The organism is Occallatibacter sp., from assembly GCF_049582745.1.
GTDB lineage: Bacteria > Acidobacteriota > Terriglobia > Terriglobales > Acidobacteriaceae > Telmatobacter.
This window is the reverse complement of the sequence record NZ_JBAUUO010000155.1, coordinates 47,145-70,650: the sequence shown is the minus strand read 5'-3', so window position 1 is coordinate 70,650 and position 23,506 is coordinate 47,145. Positions and strand designations below refer to the sequence as shown.

Annotated in this window: 22 protein-coding genes; 13 read left to right on the top strand and 9 right to left on the bottom strand. The window is 59.0% G+C overall.

Annotated elements, in window-relative coordinates; genetic code table 11:
- Positions 1 to 7: 7 nt before the first annotated feature.
- Both WCA10_RS22575 and rsmD read right to left on the bottom strand, forming a co-directional pair.
- Complete coding sequence (locus WCA10_RS22575; RefSeq protein WP_472824790.1) at positions 8 to 2,476, bottom strand: glycoside hydrolase family 130 protein; 2,469 nt, start codon at positions 2,474 to 2,476, stop codon at positions 8 to 10.
- 59 nt (positions 2,477 to 2,535) lie between these two features.
- Positions 2,536 to 3,111: a 16S rRNA (guanine(966)-N(2))-methyltransferase RsmD gene (gene rsmD / locus WCA10_RS22570; protein ID WP_472824789.1), complete on the bottom strand. Its 576-nt coding sequence runs from the start codon at positions 3,109 to 3,111 to the stop codon at positions 2,536 to 2,538.
- A 238-nt stretch (positions 3,112 to 3,349) separates the two neighbouring features.
- On the opposite strand from rsmD, the gene WCA10_RS22565 reads away from it, so the two are divergent.
- Positions 3,350 to 4,405, top strand: coding sequence for a CBS domain-containing protein (locus WCA10_RS22565; RefSeq protein WP_472824788.1), 1,056 nt, complete (start codon positions 3,350 to 3,352; stop codon positions 4,403 to 4,405).
- An 11-nt stretch (positions 4,406 to 4,416) separates the two neighbouring features.
- Here WCA10_RS22565 and WCA10_RS22560 read toward each other — a convergent pair whose 3' ends face one another.
- Positions 4,417 to 4,854: a hypothetical protein gene (locus WCA10_RS22560; RefSeq protein ID WP_472824787.1), complete on the bottom strand. Its 438-nt coding sequence runs from the start codon at positions 4,852 to 4,854 to the stop codon at positions 4,417 to 4,419.
- A gap of 236 nt (positions 4,855 to 5,090) precedes the next feature.
- Between WCA10_RS22560 and rsmI the strand changes: the two genes are divergently transcribed.
- Complete coding sequence (gene rsmI / locus WCA10_RS22555) at positions 5,091 to 5,978, top strand: 16S rRNA (cytidine(1402)-2'-O)-methyltransferase (protein WP_472824786.1); 888 nt, start codon at positions 5,091 to 5,093, stop codon at positions 5,976 to 5,978.
- Between the two features lie 62 nt (positions 5,979 to 6,040).
- On the top strand, positions 6,041 to 7,315 hold the full coding sequence (locus tag WCA10_RS22550; RefSeq protein ID WP_472824785.1) for a hypothetical protein: 1,275 nt from the start codon (positions 6,041 to 6,043) through the stop codon (positions 7,313 to 7,315).
- Positions 7,316 to 7,345: 30 nt separating this feature from the next.
- Here WCA10_RS22550 and WCA10_RS22545 read toward each other — a convergent pair whose 3' ends face one another.
- On the bottom strand, positions 7,346 to 7,894 hold the full coding sequence (locus WCA10_RS22545) for an LOG family protein (protein ID WP_472824784.1): 549 nt from the start codon (positions 7,892 to 7,894) through the stop codon (positions 7,346 to 7,348).
- A 164-nt stretch (positions 7,895 to 8,058) separates the two neighbouring features.
- Here WCA10_RS22545 and WCA10_RS22540 point away from each other — a divergent pair, with 164 nt between their 5' ends.
- Positions 8,059 to 9,681 carry a hypothetical protein gene (locus WCA10_RS22540; protein ID WP_472824783.1) on the top strand — a complete coding sequence of 541 codons (1,623 nt, stop codon included), beginning with the start codon at positions 8,059 to 8,061 and terminating at the stop codon, positions 9,679 to 9,681.
- 107 nt (positions 9,682 to 9,788) lie between these two features.
- Here the strand turns inward: WCA10_RS22540 and WCA10_RS22535 are convergent, their stop codons facing one another.
- On the bottom strand, positions 9,789 to 10,787 hold the full coding sequence (locus WCA10_RS22535) for a hypothetical protein (protein ID WP_472824782.1): 999 nt from the start codon (positions 10,785 to 10,787) through the stop codon (positions 9,789 to 9,791).
- Between the two features lie 313 nt (positions 10,788 to 11,100).
- On the opposite strand from WCA10_RS22535, the gene WCA10_RS22530 reads away from it, so the two are divergent.
- The 3 genes from WCA10_RS22530 (at position 11,101) to WCA10_RS22520 (ending at position 15,269) form a co-directional block, all read left to right on the top strand.
- Positions 11,101 to 13,869: an ATP-dependent helicase gene (locus WCA10_RS22530; protein ID WP_472824781.1), complete on the top strand. Its 2,769-nt coding sequence runs from the start codon at positions 11,101 to 11,103 to the stop codon at positions 13,867 to 13,869.
- Between the two features lie 94 nt (positions 13,870 to 13,963).
- Complete coding sequence (locus WCA10_RS22525; RefSeq protein WP_472824780.1) at positions 13,964 to 14,662, top strand: dienelactone hydrolase family protein; 699 nt, start codon at positions 13,964 to 13,966, stop codon at positions 14,660 to 14,662.
- 139 nt (positions 14,663 to 14,801) lie between these two features.
- Positions 14,802 to 15,269, top strand: coding sequence for a hypothetical protein (locus WCA10_RS22520; protein ID WP_472824779.1), 468 nt, complete (start codon positions 14,802 to 14,804; stop codon positions 15,267 to 15,269).
- Positions 15,270 to 15,375: 106 nt separating this feature from the next.
- On the opposite strand, the gene buk is transcribed toward WCA10_RS22520, so the two are convergent.
- Entirely contained in the window at positions 15,376 to 16,506 is a 1,131-nt protein-coding gene (gene buk, locus WCA10_RS22515) for a butyrate kinase (RefSeq protein ID WP_472824778.1), read from the bottom strand.
- A 136-nt stretch (positions 16,507 to 16,642) separates the two neighbouring features.
- Between buk and WCA10_RS22510 the strand changes: the two genes are divergently transcribed.
- From WCA10_RS22510 to WCA10_RS22500, 3 genes are all read left to right on the top strand, one after another.
- Positions 16,643 to 16,843, top strand: coding sequence for a cold-shock protein (locus WCA10_RS22510; protein ID WP_348264127.1), 201 nt, complete (start codon positions 16,643 to 16,645; stop codon positions 16,841 to 16,843).
- A 135-nt stretch (positions 16,844 to 16,978) separates the two neighbouring features.
- Positions 16,979 to 17,674, top strand: coding sequence for an XRE family transcriptional regulator (locus WCA10_RS22505; RefSeq protein ID WP_472824777.1), 696 nt, complete (start codon positions 16,979 to 16,981; stop codon positions 17,672 to 17,674).
- A 210-nt stretch (positions 17,675 to 17,884) separates the two neighbouring features.
- Complete coding sequence (locus WCA10_RS22500; protein ID WP_472824776.1) at positions 17,885 to 18,268, top strand: hypothetical protein; 384 nt, start codon at positions 17,885 to 17,887, stop codon at positions 18,266 to 18,268.
- An 82-nt stretch (positions 18,269 to 18,350) separates the two neighbouring features.
- Here WCA10_RS22500 and WCA10_RS22495 read toward each other — a convergent pair whose 3' ends face one another.
- Both WCA10_RS22495 and WCA10_RS22490 read right to left on the bottom strand, forming a co-directional pair.
- Complete coding sequence (locus WCA10_RS22495; protein ID WP_472824775.1) at positions 18,351 to 19,139, bottom strand: LytR/AlgR family response regulator transcription factor; 789 nt, start codon at positions 19,137 to 19,139, stop codon at positions 18,351 to 18,353.
- Positions 19,120 to 20,295, bottom strand: a complete 1,176-nt coding sequence (locus WCA10_RS22490) for a sensor histidine kinase (RefSeq protein ID WP_472824774.1) — start codon at positions 20,293 to 20,295, stop codon at positions 19,120 to 19,122. The genes WCA10_RS22495 and WCA10_RS22490 overlap by 20 nt, the downstream gene beginning before the upstream one ends.
- A gap of 441 nt (positions 20,296 to 20,736) precedes the next feature.
- On the opposite strand from WCA10_RS22490, the gene WCA10_RS22485 reads away from it, so the two are divergent.
- The gene (locus WCA10_RS22485) at positions 20,737 to 20,937 is read left to right on the top strand and encodes a cold-shock protein (RefSeq protein WP_472801942.1); all 201 of its coding nucleotides are present in this window, start codon (positions 20,737 to 20,739) and stop codon (positions 20,935 to 20,937) included.
- Between the two features lie 94 nt (positions 20,938 to 21,031).
- On the opposite strand, the gene WCA10_RS22480 is transcribed toward WCA10_RS22485, so the two are convergent.
- On the bottom strand, positions 21,032 to 21,256 hold the full coding sequence (locus WCA10_RS22480) for a hypothetical protein (protein ID WP_472824773.1): 225 nt from the start codon (positions 21,254 to 21,256) through the stop codon (positions 21,032 to 21,034).
- A 329-nt stretch (positions 21,257 to 21,585) separates the two neighbouring features.
- On the opposite strand from WCA10_RS22480, the gene WCA10_RS22475 reads away from it, so the two are divergent.
- On the top strand, positions 21,586 to 21,741 hold the full coding sequence (locus WCA10_RS22475) for a hypothetical protein (protein WP_472824772.1): 156 nt from the start codon (positions 21,586 to 21,588) through the stop codon (positions 21,739 to 21,741).
- A gap of 280 nt (positions 21,742 to 22,021) precedes the next feature.
- Entirely contained in the window at positions 22,022 to 23,500 is a 1,479-nt protein-coding gene (locus WCA10_RS22470) for an amino acid permease (protein ID WP_472824801.1), read from the top strand.
- Positions 23,501 to 23,506: the final 6 nt, after the last annotated feature.

The following is a 23,506-nucleotide window of genomic DNA, read 5'->3' as shown; positions in this document are numbered from 1 at the left end:
GCCAACTTCACCGTGTGCTCTCAGACGTACCCGTCGCGACGGGCGTGAGCCGGAAGACATGCGGCTTGGGTACGGCCGCTTCATAGATCGAGTCTTCCAGCGAATTTTCAAACGCCTGCATCACATCCTTCCCTTCTTCGGCGCCGGAATCCGCATTGCGCACCCGCATGCGCAGGTGAATGTAATGAGTCTCATCGCGATCGCGCACCAGCCAGCTTACCCGTTGTGCCTGGTGAAACATCGCCGTCCCGTAATCCGCCAGGTTGATCCCATTTTCAAGCGCATCCGGCGAAAACGTGTCCACAGCATCACCATCAATGCTTAGCCTGTACTGTCCCGCTGCCAGTCCCGTCACGCGCAAGGTTTCCTGGTTGAGCTGCTGCTCGATGTCCGTCAAATCCTCAAGCAGAGCCTGCGTTGCATTGCTCCGCGTCAGGGGTAACGGCAACGCATCTTCCACTTCCGTCCACTTCCACGCGCCGTCTGTTTGCTCCACCTGGCCTACGCTGGCATTGCGCGCCTGGGTCACGACACCTGCGTGCGCGTCTACCGTGACATCGGATACCAGCGCCGGGGCATGCCATCCCTTCAGTAACGCCTCTGCCATCACCCAGTGCGCCAGCGGATCGGGGTGCACGCGGTCCGGCAACAGCAATACCGCAAGTTTCCGATCCATCGCATCGGCCTTCCGGATCGCCGTAATCACTGGCGGATTCAGATTTACAAAGGCCGCGCCGTATTTATCCGCCAGCGATTGATCCACGTCGGCGAAATGCCGCATTACCGCGTTGTACCCTCCGGGAAACGTAACCGGTCGTGTCACATCGTCATAGGGCGACGGCCCCAGCAGCGTGAGCCGCGCGCCGGGCACATGTTCGCGGATCGAATCGAGCAGGTGCTCGTAGCCCTTCACATACGTCTGCTCAATTTCGTCCGTCGTGGCCTGGTACCCGCCGTCATTCATTCCCAGCATCACCGTCACGACGGTCGGCTTCTCTGAGAACACATCGCGCTCCAGCCGCTGATCGATCGGGCCTCCCCCGCCGCCCGTCACGCGATCGCCGCCCACGCCCGCTCCGTAGAAATGCACTCGCATCCACGGGAAGCGCGTCGCCGTGTAAAGCTCAACATACTGGTTGTAGTAGTTCTGCTCCGTGATGCTGTCGCCGTAGAACACGACCGTGTCACCGCCATGTAGATAGAACCCACGCGCATTCGCCTCGGCTCCCGGCGGCGCAACCCCCGCAGATGGGATAACCGGAGTTCCGGGCGCGGTTGTTGTCGAAGGCGCCATCCGCAGCGACTCCGCACTCATCGCCTCTGCCGGAGCCGTCGCCACGGCGACCAGTGAATCCGCGCATCCGTAATACAAAAACCATTTCCCGTGAAAGAACACCAACCCCTCGGCAAACGTGGTTCCGGCCGCGTACTGTCCGGTCTTTTCATACGGCAACTCCGGCATCAACACCGGCTCGTCGATCTGTGACAGCAGGTTTGCCGGATTCGACGTCTCAAATAGCGCCTCCCCCGCCGCGTACGCATTCGGACCCAGCGCAGGATCGCCCCCACCTTCCGTCGCGTTCTTTCCGTTGTAGAGCATCACGATTCCCGCACTGGTCAGCACAGGCGGCGGACCGGTCTCGGGAAATGTGCTGTCGAAGTGCCCTGCTCTCGGCCGCAGCAGTTCCACCAGCTTCCCATGCATGTCTTCGACCGGAATCCAGTGAATCGCATCGTCCGAGGTCGCAAGCTTGACGGACCCTTCGCCCCAGTACATCCAATAGCGCCCCGCAATCTTCGCCGCAATCAGGCGGCCACCTTTCAACTGCGTGACAATGCCAGCCGACTTGTACATCAGGTTCGCGTATTTGCCGCCCAGGGCCGTCAGAAATGCCGGCCCATACTTCGTCCAGTGCTTCAAATCGCGCGAGGTCGCAATTCCCACGGAATAGGTCTTGCGGTTCCATTGCGTATAGGTCAGCACATAGGTGCCGTCGTCGCGTTCCACAATTCGCGGATCTTCGACGCCGCCCGGCCACTCGCGCGCTTTCTGGTCATCGTCGGCTGGATAGAACACCGGCTCTCCCAAGCGCTTGAAATGGATGCCGTCGCTACTCTCTGCCAATCCCAGCCTTGAAGTATGCCCACCAATTTCCATCGCGCCGGAATTATCCTCCGCGCGATACAGCACGTAGATCTTGCCGCGGCGCACAATCGCTGCCGGATTGAACGTGTGGAGCGCCTCCCAGGCAACCAGTTTATGCAGAATCGGATCCTCAAACGTCGAAGCTGGATTCGGTGACACCACCGGATTCCCCGTCGCGGGCCGCGTGAATCGGCCAATCACCCACTTCGGCGCACCCTGCGCCCACACGCCCGCACTCCCCAGCAACACACCCAGCGCAATTGCAAACTTCAGAATCGTCTTCACGCGCTCTCTCTCCGTAATCCGCCCCATCTTACGCTTCGCAATCATCTCTCCGCGCCGCACCAAAGTCCTATCTCTGTCCAGGATTGAAGACTAAAAACTAGTAGCTAGAAGCTGGAAGCAAATTTATAAAAGCTCAGTGCGGCATCCCCCTGCTCCAGTACCCGCACCCTGCGCAAAGTCCCATACCCATCCTCGAGCTTCTGCTTGCGCCGATGCTCTGCAATCACCACGGCGTCCTCGCCCAGCAAGCTCACCGCCGCGCCGCCCAGCAATCCCATCGCCGTCGCGTACTCCTCAGCGGCCTCGTACGGCGGGTCGAGAAACACCACGTCAAACCGCAGCAGCGAACCCTCCGGCCTCACGCGCCGAAGAAATGCGCCGGCGCTCACCGCTTCCACCCGTACACCGCCTCGCAGGCCGAGCTTTTCAAGATTTGCGCCCAACACCTTCAGCGCCGGCTCGGCACGCTCCACCAGCACCACGTTCGCAGCTCCACGACTCGCAGCCTCAATGCCCACCGCGCCCGATCCAGCGTACAAATCCAGAAACCGAGCACCCTCCATGCGCGGCGCAAGTACATTAAACAGCGTCTCGCGCAGCCGGTCGCTCGTGGGACGTGTCCCCAGCCCCGCCGGAGCCTCCAGCATCCTTCGCCGCAGCGTTCCCGCAATTACCCGCATCGCGAATCAGCATATAAGAAAGGTGCCTCTCGGGCAGAACCACCGGAGTCCCCGGCGACCGGTCCTCGTCGATGGGCTGGTAACAACGGGGGTCCCCATCGACCGGGGCCCCCGGAAAGCGCTCTTTGCTTTTTGGGGTGGATCGACAGCTCCTCGTCGATGAGGTGGTAACAACTACAATCTGTGTATGCGTGGCTGGACCATACCGCTGGGTCGATGGATGGGCGTGGAGATGCGCATGCACGTCTTTTTCCCTGCCCTTCTGCTGGTCTGTCTCGGTCTCAGCGCCACGGCTGGAGTCGTGCGCGGCGTGGCCCTGTTCTTCGTTTGCGTATTGGCCGTGGTGGTCCGCGAGGCTGCGCGCCTGATGATGGCTGCTTATCTCAATCTGAAACTGCGCGCCGTGGTTCTGCTCCCCATCGGCGGCCTCTTCGCCTATGCCAACCCTGAGAGCCAGGAGGCTTCGAACCAGGGCTTCGGCCAATTCGCCATGGCGCTCACCGGGCCGCTCGCCAACTGCTTAACCGCGCTGATGCTCGCCGCGGCCTTCATCGGCGCAGGCGGAGATGTTCGCCTGCTCGGCCGCCCCCTCATTACTGCTGCCTACCTTTTGCGCAGCATGGTCTGGATGCAGGCGGGACTTGGCCTGCTGCACCTGCTTCCCGCTTATCCACTTGACTTCGGCCGCCTGCTTCGCGGCAATTTCGCTCGCACTCACGGACTCTCGCCTGCAGGCCGCGCCGCCTCGGGCATCGGACAGCTTATCGCCCTTGCGGTGATGATCACCGGCATGGCGCTGCAAGCCTACTGGCTCATCATCGCCGGATTCTTCATCATGATCGCGGCGCAGGTCGAGGATCAGGGCGTCTTCTTCCAGTCGGTGGTCGACACCGTCCACATGCGCGAAGTGATGCTGACCGACTTCGCCACGCTCTCTCCGTCCGACACACTGGCCGACGCGCTCGTCCGTTGCGTTCACTCCCTGCAGGAAGATTTCCCGGTGGTCCGCGGACCGCAACTGGTCGGCATCGTCTCACGACAGCGCATCGTCGACGCGCTGCGCAACGACGGCAACGGATACATCCAGTCCATCATGTCGCGCGCTTTCCAGGTCGCGCGCCCTGAAGACACGCTGGGCACCACCATCCGCCGCATCTCCGGCGGCCAGGGCCTCTCGCTCATTCCCGTCACTGAGAGTGGCAAAGTAGTCGGCATTGTCAGTGTGCAGAACCTGATGAGTTCGATGTCTCTGCTAGCCGAACAACGCCGCATCGAAGCCCAGAACGCCGAGTAGGTACAGCCACCTCAAATTTTCCCGACGATCTCTTTCGCCACGGTCTGCTCCACTTGCGTGGCCTGGGCCGGTGGAACTCCGTGCACGTTCACCACAAACCACGTATTCCCCTTCCTTACGTGCAGCACCGCACCGTTCCCGACCACCGTCTGGATCGCCTCATCGCCTATTCCGCTCACGGCAGTCCCTTGTCCCATCATCTTCGCCCCATCGTTCGCGCCTTCAAGCAAAATCGTAAGCTGTCCCGCCCCCTGTTTATATTTCTTGGGAGTCCAAATACACCTGTTCGCACCCGCCCCTGCGTTGACGTCCGGCACGCCCAGCGCCGCCGCTGCCTGCCCAGTCGTCAGCAGCGAACACGGATCAACTGCCCACGCTGCCCGTCCACTCAACATCACCGAAGCGAAAACAACGCACCCTGCCAATGTCATCCTGCGTCTCAGCTCCATACAGCCTCCTCCTCATCAAGATCACTTCTGCACAACGGTCCCAATCTCGAAACATGGTAACGCCTGCGAACCTACTGATGATCGCAACGCTTTCGAATCACCGCAAGCGGGTTGGTGGCAGCTTTACACGCGAGACTGGAAAAGGCCTGCGCGATGTGTCGTCGCGTACTGTTCCCTTTGGCAATTCCTCGCCTTGAATTCGGTCGGAACCGCGAGGCACTACCATGTTCTAAGCAATGCCAGAAGAACTCGCTCCCGGCCTCTACCTCGTCGCCACGCCCATCGGCAACCTCGGCGACATCACCCTCCGCGCTCTTGAAGTCCTCAAGCACGCCGACCGCATCGCATGCGAAGACACACGCCAAACGCAAAAGCTCCTCAACCATTTCGCCATCACCACGCCGACTGTCAGCTTCCATCAGCACAACGAGCGCGATCGTGCAGCCGAACTGATCGCGGCATTGAAGAACCGCGGTACCATCGCTGTCGTCTCCGATGCGGGCATGCCCGGCATCAGCGATCCCGGCTCCTGGCTTGTCACAGAAGCCATCGCCGCAGGCGTTCCCGTCATCCCCATCCCCGGTGCCAATGCCGCTCTCAGCGCCCTCATCGCATCGGGCCTGCCCACCGGCGAATTCCAGTTCCTCGGATTCCTGCCGGAGAAAGCCGGCGCCCGCCGCACCGCGCTTGAAAGCCTAGCCGCCCAGCCCCGCAACTCCGCGCAGACCGTGATCTTCTACGAAGCGCCCCACCGCATCGCCGAAACCCTCGCCGATCTCGAATCTGTCTTCGGTCCAGCGTTGCGCGTAGTCGCAGCCCGCGAAATCACCAAGCTCCACGAAGAATTTCTCCGCGGCACCGTCGCCGATGTGCGCCGCGATCTCGTCGCCCGCGATCGTATTCGCGGCGAATTCACTCTGCTCATCGAGGTTCCCCTCAAAAATCCGGGTGCCCCAGGTCTCACATCAGAGACCAGGGAAAGCATCTCCGCCCGCATCGCCCGGCTCCAATCCGAATCCAACCTCGACGAAAAAGAATCTCTCAAACGCCTCGCCCGCGAACTAGGCCAATCTAAGAGTGAGCTCTACCGCGAACTCCAGCGCGAACGTGCAAAGCGCAGATAACCACCTCTTCTCTATCGTCCGAACTATTACACTTATCCCATCTCTCCAACCGCGAGGCATTCATGCGCCGGACTTTTGCGCTGCTCTCCACGCTCCTGGTCGCATTCTCGGCAACTCCCGCGCTCGCAGACATCGCCGCGATCCACGCCGACGCTCTTCCCCAGGAGACCTCGGTTCTCGCCGCCCTCGACGATGCTCGTCAGCTCGAACCCTATGCCAGCGCGTGGACAAACAAATGGGATTATGCGATCGCCAAAAAGAACGTGGCCGACCGCTTGGACAAGGATCTTGGTTTTCTGGGAGCCGCGCTTCAAAAGCATCCCGACAACGAAGAACTTGCACTGCTCGCCGGCCTCGTCGCTCACTACGCCTACAACCTCGACGTCCCCGACAGCCACGAGAAGGCAGTCGCCGCGTTTGAGACCGCCCGCAAACTCGCCCCGAATGATTTCCGCGCCTCGTGGTTCCACGCCAGTCTGTTCTGCCAGACTCTCGAAACCAAGCCCGGCGCACAAGAATTTCTCGCGATTGAAGCCGCGCACCCATGGGATCAGCTCCCGGCTTCCTTCTGGGGAGATTACATGGCCTGCGCGACGATCACCAGCATGCCCGCACACGTGCTGCGTGCCCCCGCATATCTCGACAAGCTCCACGTTCCTATGACGCAGATGCAAACCTTTCTTGTCGACACTGCGCAGAAGCGATTCGACCCATACGATCCAGGGAAGGAGTATCAACCCAAAGATGTCTGGCAGGCCGAGAAATCCGGAGACGACATCCAGTTCACCGCCACACTTTGCGGCGCGCGACTCATCACCCCCGGCAACTGGTCTGTGAATCAAATGGCGTTCAACAACGGTTCATGCGTCGCATGGTTCTATTCCGGCCCCTACAAGGCCGTAACGAAAGACCTTCGGCCAAGCATTCTTCTCATGGTGCAGCGTCCACCGCCCGGCCAGAGTCTTGACGAATACGCTAAGAAATTCATGCACAAAGGTAAATTCGAACAATTCGTTGCTTCGCGCTGCCCTGCAACGACCTGTCTCGCGATGAAGGGAGTGCAACCGGGAATGTACAAAGGGGATGGCGATGGGCACGGCCACATCTTGGTCTTTGAGCGCGATGAGCCTGAATTCCCGGGCCTCCTCTTCGAATCTCCGTGGGAGCCGCCCCAAACCGATCCGAACAAAGGCTTGCAGTATTTCCATCCCACTCAAACGCAGAAGCGCATCCCGGGCAGGTTGTTTTACGTGGTCATTTTGGACTTGGCCGCGTCCATCGAAACGCCGTCGATGAAGGATTACGACTTGTTTCTCAAGAACCTGACGGTGGAGTAGTTTCCGTTTTCAGTTGTCAGTCCTGAGTTTTCAGAACGACTCACTCACCCGATCCACCGCCTCAGCCGCCGTCCCCACCACATCCAGCAGCCTCCGATTCTCCGCCTTCAGAAACCCGGCCTCCACTGCGCGATCAAGAAATGCCAGAAGGCCATCCCAGTAATTTGCAGTGTTGATCAGGATGCAGGGCTTGGCATGCAGGCGAAGCTGCTTCCACGTCACGATCTCCATCATCTCGTCCAGCGTTCCGTAGCCGCCCGGCAACATCAGAAAGGCATCCGCCAGCTTCACCATGCGCGCCTTGCGCTCGTGCATCGTCGGAACCATTTCAAGCCGCGTCAAACCGCGATGTGCAATCTCACTGCCGGAAAGTACCTCCGGCAACACACCGATCACTTCGGCGCCGCCCGCGAGCGCCGCATCTGCAACGGCTCCCATTAAGCCCACGCTCGCGCCGCCATACACCAGGCCAAGCCCGGCTGCGGCAATCGCGCTTCCTAGCGCCTTTGCCTCCGCCAGAAACACCGGATCGTTCCCACTCGCCGACCCGCAATATACCGCCACCCGTTTCACTTTCATCGCGCACCCAGAATAGCGCTCATGCGTTCGCCTCCCCGCAGCAACGCGCCTTTAACGTCGCCTTCATCGCTCATTCACAAGGCGCTGTTAGCGTCAACGGCGGCGCTTCCCCTTTGCCACTTCTCTCCATGTTCAACTCACACGTTCCAGGAGGAATTCCCGTGATGTCACCGTCCAATGCTCGCCCCGCGATGCTCGGCGCGGCTCTTTCCCTGCTGCTTGTCCCTGTCGCCTTTGCCCAGGGCAGACCCGCCTTCAATCCCGGCAACCTTGTCGTGAGCCGCACCGTCTACGACAACCGAACCGGCAACGTTACCGTCGGCGAGACCCTGCCGCCGAACTGCGTTCCCTCCACCGGCGGCTGCGTCACTGCGGTTGCCGACGGCACGTATCCCTACGTCTTCAACAACGATCCCGTAGATGGCAGCTTCGGCATCACCTCGCGTATCTTCCTCGATCACATAACTCCCTCGGGTCATGTAATCAGTTCGCTCGAAGTCCCAAATAGCCTCGAGTGGTGGTTGTTCAATGGCAAGAGAAATCAACTTGTCACCAGCTTCAGCTCCAAGTCTGAACTGGCCCTGCATCTTTCCACCGACGGCCGCTATCTCACGTTCATGGGCTACGTGGCGCCGGTCAATGCGCTTGACGTCTCCAACTCCAACACACCTGATTCATTCGACAGCACCAATCCAGTTCCCTCTTCGTACTACCGCGCCATCGCGCGTGTCGATCGGTGGGGACACTTCGATTTCACCGAGACGAATGCCTATAGCGGCAACAACGGTCGCGCCGCGATTCTCAACGACACCTGGGGTAACGATGTCCTCTATCTGGCTGGAAACGCCGGCAACGGTGCCAATCCGCAGCCGCAGAACGTAGTCCTCGGCGCCGGCGCACAGTTCGTCAGCCTGTCGAACCAACCCGAAACAGATCAGGCGCCCGGCCTTCCCACGCCCGTTGCCAGCTTTTCCATCACCGAGCTCGGCGACAAGGCCGACAAGCTTGGAAAAGACGACAACTTCCGTGGCGTGACGGTCTTCAAAAACGTGCTCTATTACACCAAGGGATCGGGCGGCAACGGCGTTAACACCGTCTACTACGTCAACACCGGCGATACGCCATGCACCGGCGGTGTGGGTCTGCCGGCCGCGGGCGCAACACTTCCCACTACGCCGCTCAGCTACTCGTTGCCCCTGCCATCCACCGGTCTTCCTAACAACATGTGCATCCTTGCCGGCTTCCCAACCACATCGAACAAGGCCATCGATCCCGTGAACTTCCCTTTCGGCTTATGGTTCGCAAATTCCAAAACGCTCTACGTTGCCGATGAGGGTGACGGATACACGGGTGGAACAGATCTGTACGCGCACGCTGCGGCGCAGACGCTCGCCGGGCTGGAAAAATGGGTGTTCGACTCCTCCAGCAACCAGTGGAAACTAGCCTACGTGTTGACCAATGGGCTAGATCTCGGTACGCCCTACACGGTTGCCTCGTATCCCACCGGTACAAACGCTGCTACAGGTCTATCGTGGGCTCCGGCGACCGACGGCCTGCGCAATCTTACTGGCCGCGTAAATGACGACGGCACCGTCACCATCTGGGCCATCACCTCCACCGTCAGCGGCAATGGCGATCCGGGTGCCGATCCCAATCGGCTTGTCTCCATCACCGACACCGTCAGCAACACAACGGCGGCGCGGGCGGCAACGGAACGCTTCCGCACGCTGCGCACTGCGGGCTTCGGCGAGGCGCTGCGCGGAGTTTCTTTCGGCCCGGGCAACTGACCAACTTTGTCAATTCATCGCTCTAAAAACACTGAGGGCGCTCCCGAAATCGCGGAGCGCCCTTCGGATTTGATCCTGAATCACCCACACGGTTCAACAAGCTGTGGTTACTCTCCGTGGACCGGCGCGCGCATTGCTGTTCCCTGCAAACGCTGCGCAAATCCTCCCTGCTCGTTCCAGCGTTCAAATTCCTTGTCTGACAATTCGACCGATCCCTGGATGCGGTCCGTCCCGAAGGAAAGGTTTTCCAAACCGCATTGCTTTTGCTGCGGCGAGTCCGATCGGAGCGGCGGTTCTTTCGCAAACACTTCGGCGAACGATGCTGCTTTCCCGGTTAGAAACTCGCTCTGATGATCGTTGTGGCCGTGGAGTGAAAAATCCACACGAATCCTGGCGTCAAAGCGCGCGCCAATCATCAATACTTCCGCGCCGTCAATCAGCCGCGCCAGCATGCTGTTCGGTTGCGTGAGACTCAGACTTTTCTCGACCTTCGGTGCAACAAGAACATTCCACGAACTAACATCGGAGCGCATTTGGGACAGCCGTTCCATGAGCGGCATATCGATGGTGGCGTGCGCCGCATATCGCTGCAACGCATTTTGCACCATCAACGGCGTGCCGAACATCGCGATGCGATCGTTCAGGATAACCAGCCAGCGCATGTCCAGCATCTCCCCCTGTTCGCGAGCGAACGATTTCACCAGCATCACTGTTCCGCCTTCATACTCGCTTCGTTGCGCACCGTTCAGTTCCGCGGCTTTAAAGATTCGTTCCCGATCGAAACGTCCCGCCACCAGCAGCAGGTGTTCGGTGAGTCTTCCCGTTTCGGAAGAAGCCGCCACTTCGATCACTTCATCGATAACCCTTTTGTTGTCGACTCCCGCAAGTCCTTGCCAGTCATCCAGGTCGAGACGGTCGTTGTGCGTGGAAAGAAGCAATCGACCGACCCTGTGTCCACCAGGATGGTTTTCGAAACCCGCAACAATCTCAGCACCCGGTGGAACCAGCGAAAGCAATTTACTATTCAGCGGCGAACTGAGACTGGAAGTGGCGAAGACAGTGGTCGAAACCAGGATGCATAAGAGCTTATAAATAGAAGGGCTCATGGATTGCCCTTTTTGACTGTATGGTTTCCAATTGACCCGAAACCCGTTTCCAAATTCCTTGCGTTGGAAGCCCTACCAGATCGAAAGTCGAAATACCGGAGTGAAACGATCACGAGCGTACTCGGCTTTTTCTTTGCACGCTATGTTGGGGATCACACAGAGCGATCGATCCGAGAAAAGTTCAATCAGGGGCACCTAAATCAGTTCGATCCATCTGCGTTCAGCGTCGATCTGCGCGCAAATCCTGCCGATCGGCCGGGTCATCGCGAGGCGGGTAAACTAGAGAAAGGAACCTTTCCGCCGGACGCCCCATTTGTCGCAGTCACTCATCGAAAACCTGAACCCTGAACAGCGTGCTGCCGTCGAAACCACCGACGGCCCCCTGCTGATCCTCGCCGGCGCAGGCTCAGGCAAAACGCGCGTAATCACCAGCCGCATCGCGTGGCTCATCCAGGAAAAAGGCATCGCGCCCGATTCGATTCTTGCAGTTACGTTTACCAACAAGGCTTCAGCAGAGATGGCAGAGCGCGTGGAACGCCTGCTCGGCCACTCTTCTCTCTCCAAACCGCTGATCTCCACATTCCATTCGCTTTGCGTACGCATTCTGCGCCGCGATATCGAGGCGCTGAAGGTCGGCAACGTAGGGCTCACCCGCTCTTTCGCCATCTATGACGAAAACGACCAGCAAGGCATCGTTAAACAAGTGATGCGCCGCATGGGCCTCGATACCAAGCAGCTCACACCGCGCACCGTTCTCAGCCGTATCTCGTGGGCCAAGAACCACATGGTCGATCCGCAGGACTATTACCTCGGCGCCAAGGATCCCGACAGCGAGCGCATCGCCCACATCTACAAGGGCTACAGGGACGAACTCCGCAAGAACAACGCGCTCGATTTTGACGACCTGCTCCTTGAAGCGATGCGCCTGCTCAAAGTTTCCGCTCCCACGCGGGAGTACTATCAGCGCCGCTATCTTTACATACTCGTCGATGAATACCAGGACACCAACCGTCCGCAGTATGAACTCATGAAGCTGCTGGCGGGCGAGCACAAAAACGTCTGCGCCGTAGGCGATGAAGACCAGAGCATCTACTCGTGGCGCGGCGCCGACATCCGCAACATTCTCGAGTTCGAGACAGACTTCCCAAATTCGAAGATCGTCCGCCTCGAACAGAACTACCGCTCCACGCAGATCATCCTCGAAGCTGCCGGCGCGGTGGTCGCCAACAACCTGCGCCGCAAAGGCAAAAAGCTGTGGACCGATCGCCAGGGCGGTTCTCTGATCGGCTACTACGAAGCCCCCGACGGCGAGAACGAAGCGCTGTTTATCGCCGATCGCATCCAGAAGTTTCTGCGCGAGTCCATCGAATCCGGCGACGAAGCGCACTGCGCGGTTTTGTATCGCACTAACTCTCAATCACGCCTGGTCGAAGAGGCACTGCGGCGCTACGGCATCAAGTACACCATGGTCGGCGGATTCAGCTTCTACGAGCGCGCCGAAATCAAGGACCTGCTGTGCTATCTGCGCCTGATTCGCGATCCACACGACTCCATGGCGCTCAACCGCGTAATCAATACCCCCGCCCGCGGCATCGGCAAAACCACACTGGAGACGCTGGAGCGCCTGGCTCTTGAGACCGGACAGTCCACGTGGGAAGCGCTGGGAACAGCGATTGCGCAAAGGCTGATTCCTACCCGCGCGCAGATGGCCCTCGAGTCGTTCCGCCAGCTCATTCTCGATGCCCAGGCGATGATGGATCCCGACTTCGCGGGCAAGCTCTCCGCGGATGTGGCAGCTGAAGACGCCGAGACCGATTTCTCGTTCGGAGCGACGGAGCCCGGCCCGGAAGAGAAGCAACAGGTCACCGATACGCTTGAAGCGGCAACCGAATTCAGCTTTGGCGATAACGAGAATCAGATTCCGCTGCTCGACCCAAGCCACTTCTCGCCCTTCGCCGAAAAAACATTCGCCGAAAAGAAAGGCCGGCCGTTTCTGCAGATGCCGAAGCAAACAACATCAAGGCCAGATCGACCAAAACGGACGACTGATCCCGCCACCAATTTTGAGCCATCCGAGGAAAAAGGGCGAGAAGCCCCCTTTCGCAAGCCCGGCGATCCTGCCACCCTTCCCGAACTCATTCGCTTCCTTATCGATCGAACTGGCTACATCAAGGCGCTCGAAGCCGAGGCATCGCCCGAGGCAATCAGCCGCATTGAAAATCTGAAGGAACTTGCCAACGCCGCCCACGACGCCGAAGTCCGCGGCGAAACCCTCGCGGAATTCCTCGATCACGCCGCACTGGCCTCCGATACCGATCAATTCGATCCCAGCGCGCGCGTTACGTTGATGACGCTCCACGCCGCCAAGGGCCTTGAGTTTCCCCTCGTGTTTCTCGCAGGACTCGAAGAAGGCCTCTTCCCGCATTCGCGCACGCTCATGAATCCCGATGAGCTTGAAGAGGAACGCCGCCTCTGCTACGTCGGCATGACTCGCGCCATGAACACGCTGATCCTCACGCGCGCACACTACCGCCGCCGCTACGGCAACGACGCGCCAGAGCAAAGCGTCCCATCCCGCTTCCTCGAAGAAGTTCCAAACCAGCTGGTCGAAAATCTTGGCGGCCGGTCGCCGGCATGGTCTGTTCCCGCCTACGGAAATGGCCGCGGAGCCGGCTATGGCGGCAGACGGCGAAGGGGAGAGTCAAGCGAGTTCGATAGCCGCCACTACAACTACGAGGATGAGAGCCAGGAAGTGACAAGAATTTCGTCTGGCAACGGCCCAGGTCCAAAGATTAAAGACCCGGAGGGCTCGATCGACAACATTGCGCGCTTCTTCGGCGGACGCGGCGTTAAGCCCGGCTCCTTTGCGCGGCCAACCTCCCGCCCCAAGATGGAACTTCCCGAGCCCACCGGCGCGGCCGGTCTTAAGAAAGGCCAGCGCGTCCGCCACAGCAAATATGGCGAAGGGCAGATCGTGATGCGCGAGGGCGACGGCGACGACGCCAAGTTGACGGTGCTCTTTTCAGGGCAACATGGCATGAAAAAGCTGATGGAGCGGTTCGCCAACCTCGAGAAGATCTAGCGATCTGCCCGTGACATATCAGCCCTCCTCATCCGGCGCGATCAGCGAGTAGAATCCCTCCGAACTGCGTTTTGCAAATTGCGCGGGAGTCAGTATGAAAACCCTTTCACGGGTGTTGGTAGCAATCGCCTTCCTGCTTTTCCCCGTTTCATTCTTCGCAGAACCGCCGCACCTCGCCCGGTTCACCAGCGGGCACCGCCAGATCTCCTACGAAATCTTCGGCGGAACCTCCTCCGGCCCAATCATCATCATGCTGCACGGCGTAGGCGGCCCTCAGGTTCCGCTTTACCGGGGATTGGCGCAATACCTGGCGGAGAAGAATTACATCGTGCTTTTCCTGCATTACTTCGACGCGACAGACACCTATCGCGGCTCCGATCCTAACTATCTCGCCTGGGAGAAAGCCGTCGGCGACCTTGTCGACGAGTGCCATGAAAATCCCACTTTGGCCAAACGCAGGATCGTGCTTCTGGGTTTCTCCCTGGGGGCATCCGTCGCGCTGGCTGCCGGCTCGCAGGCCATTCCCGTCGATGCAGTAGCGGAGTGGTACGGCAGCCTGCCCGATGAATTCTTCTACAAGTTAAAAGGCATGCCACCGCTGCTCATTCTGCACGGCCAGCACGATGACAACATTCCCGTGGCGAATGCACATCAAATCCTGCAACTTTGCGGAATGAAGAATTTCACCTGCGAAAGCCACATCTATCAAGACCAGGGTCATGGATTCCTGCCACCCGACTACGATGATGCCGTGAAGCGAACGCTCGATTTCTTCGCGCGCCGTTTGAAATAGGAAGCCAGGATTCCCATCCGTATTGCAGGTTAATTAAGCCGCCCTGTCCGCCCACGCATCCGCCCCGTGGCAAACACATTGCCGCATCGGTCAAGATCACCGACGATGTCGTTACGAGGAACGCCTTCCCGAGGTCTCGATGTCCACAGTTTCAATCTCCAAAGCGGCTCAAAAGACCAGTCTCGCGCTTCCCATCCTGGTGGGAGGCGGGGTCGCCGGCTTGCTCGACATGACCTCCGCCTACATCAGCTTCGGACGTTATATGCCGATAGGAATCGCGGGCGGGCTGGTCGGTGCAGCCGGTCGTCATCTGTCAGTCGACCAGTACATCCTCGGCCTCTGCATCCACTACTTCATCGCTTTCTCGGCCGCCACCGTGTATTGTCTCGCAAGCAAAAAGCTGGGATTCCTGCGAGATCATTTCTTTGTCTGCGGCCTGTTCTACGGGATCGGGTTTTTCCTCTTTATGCAGTTGGTTGTCCTGCCGCTCAGCGCTTACCATGCCATGGGACCGTACCAGTACCACGCCCTGGTTCAGGGCTTGCTCGCACACATGTTTCTCATCGGACTGCCAATCTCAGTCAGCCTCCGCATGCTTTCGCGCTGACGCGATGGAGCCCTCGATTCGGCTCAATATTTGTGATTCAAACTCTGGGCTGGGCTGCCTCGGAGTTGCGCAGATCTCGATCATGCAATTCGGACAACTGGTAGTTTTACTCCAGCCCAATCACCAGCGCTTCCCGTCCCTTCGCTGCGGCCTCGTGGGTCTCAAGCCGCTTGGCCGGCTCTTCGCCGTTGAGCACGCGGAAGACGCCTTCCGCCAGCGCCTGCAACTCATCTTCGCCCGGATAGACGGTGATCGGCGCGATCCATTCAATGTATGCGCGCAGCCTGCTCACCAGGCGTTCGGAGTGCGCCATGCCGCCGGTCACCAGCAACGCATCCACGCGCCCTTCAAGCACCGCGGCCATCGCGCCCGTCTCTTTCGCAATCTGGTAGATCATGGCCTCGTAAACGCCGGCGGCCCTGGCGTCTCCCGCATCGATACGATGTTCCACCTCCTTGAGATCGCGCGTCCCCAGGTAGGCAAAAAGTCCGCCCTCGCCGAAGACCTTGCGATCAAGCTGCGTCTCGAAAAACTTGCCGCTGAAGCAGAGCTTGATGAGTTCGCGAACGGGCAGCCATCCCGTCCTGTCCGGCCCAAGCGGTCCTTCTTCGGGCGTGTTGTTGTCGATCATCTTTCCGCCGCGATGAGCCGAGACGGTGATGCCGCTCCCCAAATGTGCGATGATCAGGCGCAAATCGGAGTACGCGCGCCCGGTCTCGCGTGCAAATCGCCGCGCTACGGCCTTGATGTTCAGTGCGTGGCCGACACAGGATCGTTGAATCTGTGGCATCCCCGAGATCCGTGCACAATCCTGCCATTCGTCCACAGTGACGGGATCGACGACGTAGGCCTGCACCCCTGCGGCTTGCGCAAAGTGAATCGCCAGAACGGCTCCCAGATTGCATGCATGCTCACCCCGGCGCGCAAGGCGGAGTTCTTCGATCATCGCTTCGTCGACCAGGTAGGTCCCGCAGGCCATCGGCGGCAGTAATCCGCCGCGGCCGCCCACGGCAGCGAAATCCTTTGTATCGAGTCCCGCAGCAACCAGGGCCTTCTCAATCAGCGCCGCCCGATAGCCTGCCCGCGCCAGCATCGAGCGCCCGCGAAACCGCTCAATTTCCTCATCTCCGTGGTGTACGGCGCTCACCCATTCCGCGCCCACGCTGCTGAAAACACCGAACTTGGTAGACGTGGAGCCGGGATTGATGACAAGGACGCGGTTACCCTGGTGTGGCACGGAATTCTCCCCTGCCATGCTACACTCTTTGCAATCCCAGAATTCGATTAGAAGTTCTTGCTTGTTCCGAGTTACCGCTCCACACGCAGCACTTCCACATTGCGTTCGCGGTAAAAGCTTCAAAGGAGCATTTCAAATGGAACAAGGCACAGTTAAGTGGTTCAATGACGCAAAAGGTTTTGGCTTCATCACCCGCCAGAATGGCGAGGACGTATTCGTCCATCACACCGCCATTCAGTCGCAGGGCTTCCGCTCATTGCAGGAAGGCCAGCAGGTTCAGTTCAACGTGGTCAAGGGACCCAAGGGCTGGCAGGCTGAGAACGTTCAGGCTCTCTAATTCAGAGCTTTAAGATTCCGAAACAGCAGAAGGGCGGCCAATCAGCCGCCCTTCTCGTTTTTGGCGCCAGTTCCACAAACCTGGCGCACGAGACTATCAGGCTCTTGACGGATCATCCCAGAAGTGGGATAACTAATGACACGAAAGCTTGTGATGGGCGAAAAGCCCCTCTTCTGGATTGGATCGTCACTTAAAGACATCACTCGATTTCCATCGGAGGTTCAACGCTCTGTCGGCTTTGCTCTCAGTGCGGCCCAGTACGGCGGGAAGCATCCGTCGGCAAAACCGTGGAAGGGCGAAGGGCCAGGAATTCTGGAGATTATCAAAGACCATGACGGAGACACGTACGGGGCGCTCTGCACCGTGCGCTTTGCGAATGCCGTCTATGCTCTGCACGCGTTCCAGAAGAAATCCCCGCATGGAATTGCAACCCGAAAGTCGACGTTGCTTTGGTCAAAGAGCGTTTCAAGTTGGCGAAGATGGATTACGAGGAGAGATATGGCTAAGAGGATTCCAGAACAAGTCATTCGCAGCAGCGGCAACGTCTTTGCCGACATGGGACTGCCGGATGCGGCGGAACTCGATACCAAGGCCCGGTTGGGAGCCGCCCTCAAACTGATAGTCAAACGGAAGAGACTCACCCAGGCTGAGATCGCGACTGCGCTTAGCATCAACCAGCCGAAGGTCTCCGCCCTCCTGAATTACAAACTGGAAGGTTTTTCCGTCGAGCGCTTGATGCATTTTCTCGTGGCTCTCGGGCAAGACGTTGAAATCGTCGTCAAGGCCAAGCCAACCTCACGCTCTGCGCGCATTGCCGTGAACGCTGCCTGATTCTGCCAACTTTATTGCTGTCCGGCTACGCGTGCGAACGACCCCGTGGACCCGGAATAACTGCGAACCTTCCCCATCGCCCACGATACGCTCAGAATGCTGCAAAGATTCGTTTAGAATTGCCGTCTGGAAGCACAGATGCGCCTAATTGATCGGTTACGCACGGCTTTGAAGCCGCAGCAATTCACAGCTCCGCCATATTTGTCTGACATGAGCGATTCGACAGACGAAAAGATTCTCCAGTTCATGTGTCCCTGTCGGGCGTGCGGCAAAGAAGTGGTGAAGCGCGGAGATGGACACTCATACACCCTTCTCGCATCCGAAATTGCCCATGAAGAGTCGCAGGACCTTAAACAGTTCTTTCGACTCTATAACAGCAGGCGTTGGGCAGATTTGAATCAAATCAAGCGATTTGAAGGGGCTTTTAATGCCGCTCTTCTCTACGCAGTTCAGTGCACTGGGGGCATCACCCTGCTCTTAGTACGTTCTCCTGTCGAGCTCTTTGAAGATGACTCGCTCTTAGACGCTGTTGTTCTAGACGAGGCAGAGGTAAGCGCGATCAACATGTTGCATCTCACCTTCAAAAGTCTTTGAGTTGAGCCCTCAACGCACTCTAAAAAGGTCGCCGCGCGGGAGAATTACCGCCGATTGGGAAGCTTCAAGATCCGGGCCGATTTTACAGCGGCTGCCCCAGCCTCTTCTCCAGTTGCACGCGATACGTCCGGCTCACACGCGTCCGTGAGCCATTCTTCAGCACCGCCTCAAACTCCCCGTGCGAGATCGGCTCCAGTTGCAGCACGCTTTCGATATTGATAAGCGCCGAGCGATGCACGCGTACAAACCGCCGCGGGTCGAGCTTTTCGGCCAGGTCGTTCAACGCCGCGCGATACAGCAGTTCTTTCCCACCTACGTGCAGCGTCACATAGACCCCGGCCGCTTCAATCCAGTCGATATCGATTGCGCGCACAAACCGCGTCGTTCCGCCGGCCTTCACCACCAGCCGATCCAATCTGCGCTCCAGTGGAGCCGGTGCCGCGCTCACCATCTTCATCACGCGCTGGCCAAACTCCTTCATGCTGCGCTCATCGAACCTCGCCTTGGCGCGCGTCATCGTCGCCTCGAATCGCTCGTCGCTGAACGGCTTCAGCAGGTAATCGAGCGCATTGGCCTCAAAGGCCCGGATCGCGTGCTGATCGAAGGCCGTCACAAAGACGGTGAGCGGCATCTGCGCCGCGCCGATGGCATCGATCACGGCGAGCCCGTCCAACTCCGGCATCTGAACATCAAGAAACAACAGGTCCGGATTCTGCCGCTGAATCATTTCCACAACCGTCTGCCCATCGGCAGCTTCGCTCACTGAGGCCACCTGCTCGTCCCGCCGCAGCAGGTCGACGAGCCTCTGCCGCGCAGGCAACTCGTCGTCCGCCACCAGCACGGCTATTCGATCAGGCGTAGACGCGTTCATGTGCCTCTTCTCCCCGCCGGAACGGCAGCGAAACCTCGACCATGGTTCCGCCCTCCGCACGGTTTCTCACCGCAAAGCTGCTCGTTCCGTTGGGGTGAAGCCCCGCAATCCGTTGCCGCGTGATCGACAGGCCCAGGCCCTCTGAACCTTCGAGCGTCCAACCCAGAGGCAGGCCGACCCCATCGTCCATCACGCGAATCTCCAGCCGCTCGCCCACAGGCTTGGCGCGCACCACCAGCGTTCCCCCCGAAGCACGGCGTGAAATGCCGTGGCGGATCGCGTTTTCGACCAGCGGCTGGATGCACATCGACGGAACCGTCGCATATTTCACCTCGGGCGAAATATCCATCACAACGCGTAGCTGATCGCCGAACCGGATCTTCTGGATCTCCAGATAGTGCTCCAGGAATGCCAGCTCCTCGGCCAGCGGCACCTCCTGTCGATCCTTCGATTCAAGCGACATGCGCAGCAGGTCGCCGAGATGCTCGATCATACGGCGCGTCAGCTTCGGGTCGCGCTCCACATGCGATGAAATGGTATTCAGCGCATTGAACAGAAAATGTGGATCGAGTTGCATGCGCAACGCGTTTAGCCGCGCCTCGCTGAAGCTGTGCTCCAACCGCTCCAGGCGTAGTTCGCTGTTCATGTAGCGCTGGTAGTAGTGGTACGCCTGTATGCCGCCCAGGATGACCCAGTAAATCAGCCAGCACCAGATCTGCCACCCGATCACCGCCGGAGTGAAGAGATTCGAGATGCTGAGAGAACTCCACGGCGCAACCCCCATCAGGGCGCGCATTGTGGTGAACAGGTAGAAGTAAATCTCGGTGAAAACCAGGCTTGCCACAATATGTGCTGCCAGCCGCTTGCCCAGCGCCTCTCCGGCATACGGCAATCGCCGGTCGAGCCAGACGATGGCGGGCGTCAGCAAGCCCCATATCCAGAACTGGGCAAGATAAGTGCGAATCTCACTGTGCCACGCGCTGGTCCCGTACGCCGGCAGAGCGAACAGCGTCCCGGCTCCGGTACACACCACAGCTCCCAGCAGGGCCATACCCCACCACCGGCTGCAGAGCCGGCCGAGTAGACCTGTCTGCGGCTGAACCGCTTCCGTCCCGCCCCATTCGGTTGTATTCGCAATTCCCACGTTCTCACTCACCGGCAGCCGCCATTCTCCGCGCGTTGCCCGACTGCCGACATGCCAAATCCCGCCTGCATTCTGCGCACCAGGTGCGACCACATTATCTCGCAGCAATCCTTTTCGCGCTCATCCGGGCCTTCCATCGCCCTGTCTGGATTCTGCGGAGACTGCCCGCCAGACTGCACCATAACGGGATGGCCACCCCACAGCCACGGATATGTCATCATCTGGTCCGGTCACAGCGCAGGGCGGTTCCCTTCATCCCTCAATCGGGCGGTCGTTTGTCCTGCTGCCGCTCGTCGATCCCAAACCCGCTTCAGCGCAGTCAAGAAGCGTTCTGTGTTACACTTGAGGTAATCGTAGAATTCGATTCGAAGTCCTTGCCTGTTCCGCTTACCCGCCCACTTGCAAACTTCAGCATTGCGTTCGGCGGTAAATTCGTATCAAAGGAACTGCACAATGGAAACAGGCACAGTTAAGTGGTTTAACGACGCCAAGGGTTTTGGATTTTTGAGCCGTGAGAACGGCGAGGACGTCTTCGTCCATCACACCGCCATCCAGGCAAACGGCTTCCGTTCGCTTCAGGAAGGCCAGAAGGTCCAGTTCAACGTGACCAAGGGCCCCAAGGGCTGGCAGGCTGAGAACGTACAGCCCGTCTAAATCCGGACGAGCGTTCGAAGTGAGAATCAAAAAGGACGGCGTAACTGCCGTCCTTCTCATTTTTATACAGTATATTTTGCGGAAGCGACCCAGCCTATGCGGCTGATTTCAGTGACTTGTCTCCCGGGGAATTTGAAGTCGCATGAATCGACTTCTGATCTGATTTGTTGTTGCCGAGAAAATCCAGAGCATCGTTGATGGTGTCTTCAAACCGCGAGCCCAGCTTATGGGTGGCGCGCACGCCCTTGGAAACAAGCTGGCACACTTCAAAACGGTTAATGCCCTGTGCGAGCACCTTATGAATCTTGTCTGAACGCATGAACGACTCCGATCACGAGAGAATGTCGCCAGTGGGAGCGGCGGCATGTGGTTGCTGCGTGTGTTACGGAGCTCGTCGAAAGCAAGAGAGGGGGCCAAAGCCGAGCAGGCTGGGAGCTTCCAGATCACGTCCTGTCTCCATTCTACGCTGAGAACTGTAAATAACGCGGGAATTCGCAGCGTACAGCATTACGCAGGCAAAACAGTGATGTGCTGCCCATTCCCAGAGTTCGAGAACGTTTCCCCGAAGAGAAATCCCTGTTAACATAGGGTTCGCATCGTCCGCACATGCGGAACACATTGCATTGAATCAGTAAGAGAGGTTGCTCATTGGCAAATACAAAGAAGATTGAAGACAAAATCGAACGCAAGAAAGTGAAACGGGCGGCGCGCAAAAAGGCAGCGCCCAAGGCGAAGCGCACCACGCCGCGTGGAGCAAACAAGAAGAAAGTTAAGAAATTGGCACGCGGCCAGTCGAAGCGCTAAACGGCCGAGTCCGCACAAGCAATGGGCCCGGACAGGCAACATGCCGGTCCGGGCCTTGCCATCTAATCCCTTTCTCCCCAACGATCCTGCTCTGTCGCCCCTCTCTCCTGGTCCAATCCCCATCATGTACACTTCCGCATAAGGTTTCCCACATCGAACTGAAACCGCCTGCCAGTGCTGTACGACGGAACGGACGAGGAGAACTGCCCTGCCAAGCCAACTGCTTGCCCGCAAGTCCATCGATAAGCTCCTCCGCGAGTCGGAAGAACCCGAACACGCGCTGAAGAAGTCACTCGGCCCGTGGTCGCTCACCGCGCTCGGCATCGGCGCCGTCATCGGCTCCGGCATCTTTACCGTCATCGGCACCGCCATGGCGGGCCAGAAATTCGATAAACCTGAAATCAGCAATACCCCCCTGATCCACTACCTGCTCACCCATACCGCCATGGCCGGACGCCCCGGCGCAGGCCCGGCGCTCGCTCTATCTTTAGTCCTCGTCGCCATCGTCTGCGTCTTTACCGGCCTCTGCTATGCCGAACTGGCCTCCATGATTCCCATTGCCGGGTCTGCCTATACCTACACCTACGCTACCCTCGGCGAACTGGTGGCCTGGATCATCGGCTGGGATTTGATTCTGGAATATGCCTTCAGCAACATGAGCGTCAGCGTTGGCTTTGCTGCCCATATCGAGGCGCTTCTTGAGTGGTTCGGCCTTCATCCCGCGCTCAAGTGGATCTCTCCCGCATACCTGCCCACCGGTCTTCAGGACTTCGCAGGCCGCGATCTTTATGCCCCGGGCTGGCATTTCGGCTTCAACATCCCGGCCTTTCTCGTCGTGATGCTTCTCACCGTTATCCTGGTCCGTGGTATTCGCGAGTCGGCCCGCGCCAACAATGTCCTCGTGCTGGTCAAGATCGTCGCCATCCTCGCCTTCATTTTCGCCGCAGCAAGCTTCATCAAGCCCGCTTACTGGCATCCTTTCATGCCCAACGGCTGGACCGGCATGCTCTCCGGCGGATCGATTATCTTCTTCACCTATATCGGATTCGACTCGGTCTCCACCGCCGCCGAGGAATGCAAACACCCCCAGCGCGATCTGCCCTTCGGCATCCTCGCCACGCTGGTCGCCTGCACTCTGCTTTACGGCGGCGTGGCCATTGTGCTCAGCGGTATTGTGCCGTGGAACTCGATTATGGGAGATGCGGCGCCCGTCGTGAATGCCCTGAAGCGGCTCTCAATTGCTCCCGGCGGCGGAAGCCTTCATTGGGTTGAGCTCATCGTTCTCATCGGCGCCATGCTGGGCATGATTTCGTCGATTCTGGTCTTCCAGCTCGGCCAGGCACGCGTGTGGTTCGCGATGTCGCGCGACCGGCTGCTCCCCGACGTCTTCTCCCGCATTCATCACAAGTTCCGCACGCCCGCCATCGCCACCTGGGTCGCCGGATTTGTCGTTGGCATTCCCGCCGGGCTGCTCGACATCGGCACAGTTTCAAATCTCTCCAACATCGGCACCCTCTTTGCGTTTGTTCTGGTCTCGATCGCCGTGCTCATCCTCCGCTACCGCGAGCCCGAGCGTCATCGCTCCTTCCGCGCGCCACTAGGCCCCGTGTTCCCGATACTCAGCATCATCTTCTGCATCACGCTCATGATGGGTCTCGAAGTGCTCACGTGGGAGGCGTTCTTCATCTGGCTCTTGATCGGCCTGCTGATCTACTTCTTCTACAGCCGCCACCGGTCAGAGTTCGCGGGGATGCGATAAGGACGT

Excerpts from the sequence above, each read along its gene's own strand:
- WCA10_RS22575 (WP_472824790.1), bottom strand. The coding sequence starts at position 2,476 with ATGATTGCGAAGCGTAAGATGGGGCGGATTACGGAGAGAGAGCGCGTG.
- rsmD (WP_472824789.1), bottom strand. The coding sequence starts at position 3,111 with ATGCGGGTAATTGCGGGAACGCTGCGGCGAAGGATGCTGGAGGCTCCG.
- WCA10_RS22565 (WP_472824788.1), top strand. The coding sequence starts at position 3,350 with ATGCACGTCTTTTTCCCTGCCCTTCTGCTGGTCTGTCTCGGTCTCAGC.
- WCA10_RS22560 (WP_472824787.1), bottom strand. The coding sequence starts at position 4,854 with ATGGAGCTGAGACGCAGGATGACATTGGCAGGGTGCGTTGTTTTCGCT.
- rsmI (WP_472824786.1), top strand. The coding sequence starts at position 5,091 with ATGCCAGAAGAACTCGCTCCCGGCCTCTACCTCGTCGCCACGCCCATC.
- WCA10_RS22550 (WP_472824785.1), top strand. The coding sequence starts at position 6,041 with ATGCGCCGGACTTTTGCGCTGCTCTCCACGCTCCTGGTCGCATTCTCG.
- WCA10_RS22545 (WP_472824784.1), bottom strand. The coding sequence starts at position 7,894 with ATGAAAGTGAAACGGGTGGCGGTATATTGCGGGTCGGCGAGTGGGAAC.
- WCA10_RS22540 (WP_472824783.1), top strand. The coding sequence starts at position 8,059 with ATGTCACCGTCCAATGCTCGCCCCGCGATGCTCGGCGCGGCTCTTTCC.
- WCA10_RS22535 (WP_472824782.1), bottom strand. The coding sequence starts at position 10,787 with ATGAGCCCTTCTATTTATAAGCTCTTATGCATCCTGGTTTCGACCACT.
- WCA10_RS22525 (WP_472824780.1), top strand. The coding sequence starts at position 13,964 with ATGAAAACCCTTTCACGGGTGTTGGTAGCAATCGCCTTCCTGCTTTTC.
- WCA10_RS22520 (WP_472824779.1), top strand. The coding sequence starts at position 14,802 with ATGTCCACAGTTTCAATCTCCAAAGCGGCTCAAAAGACCAGTCTCGCG.
- WCA10_RS22510 (WP_348264127.1), top strand. The coding sequence starts at position 16,643 with ATGGAACAAGGCACAGTTAAGTGGTTCAATGACGCAAAAGGTTTTGGC.
- WCA10_RS22505 (WP_472824777.1), top strand. The coding sequence starts at position 16,979 with ATGACACGAAAGCTTGTGATGGGCGAAAAGCCCCTCTTCTGGATTGGA.
- WCA10_RS22500 (WP_472824776.1), top strand. The coding sequence starts at position 17,885 with ATGAGCGATTCGACAGACGAAAAGATTCTCCAGTTCATGTGTCCCTGT.
- WCA10_RS22495 (WP_472824775.1), bottom strand. The coding sequence starts at position 19,139 with ATGAACGCGTCTACGCCTGATCGAATAGCCGTGCTGGTGGCGGACGAC.
- WCA10_RS22485 (WP_472801942.1), top strand. The coding sequence starts at position 20,737 with ATGGAAACAGGCACAGTTAAGTGGTTTAACGACGCCAAGGGTTTTGGA.
- WCA10_RS22480 (WP_472824773.1), bottom strand. The coding sequence starts at position 21,256 with ATGCGTTCAGACAAGATTCATAAGGTGCTCGCACAGGGCATTAACCGT.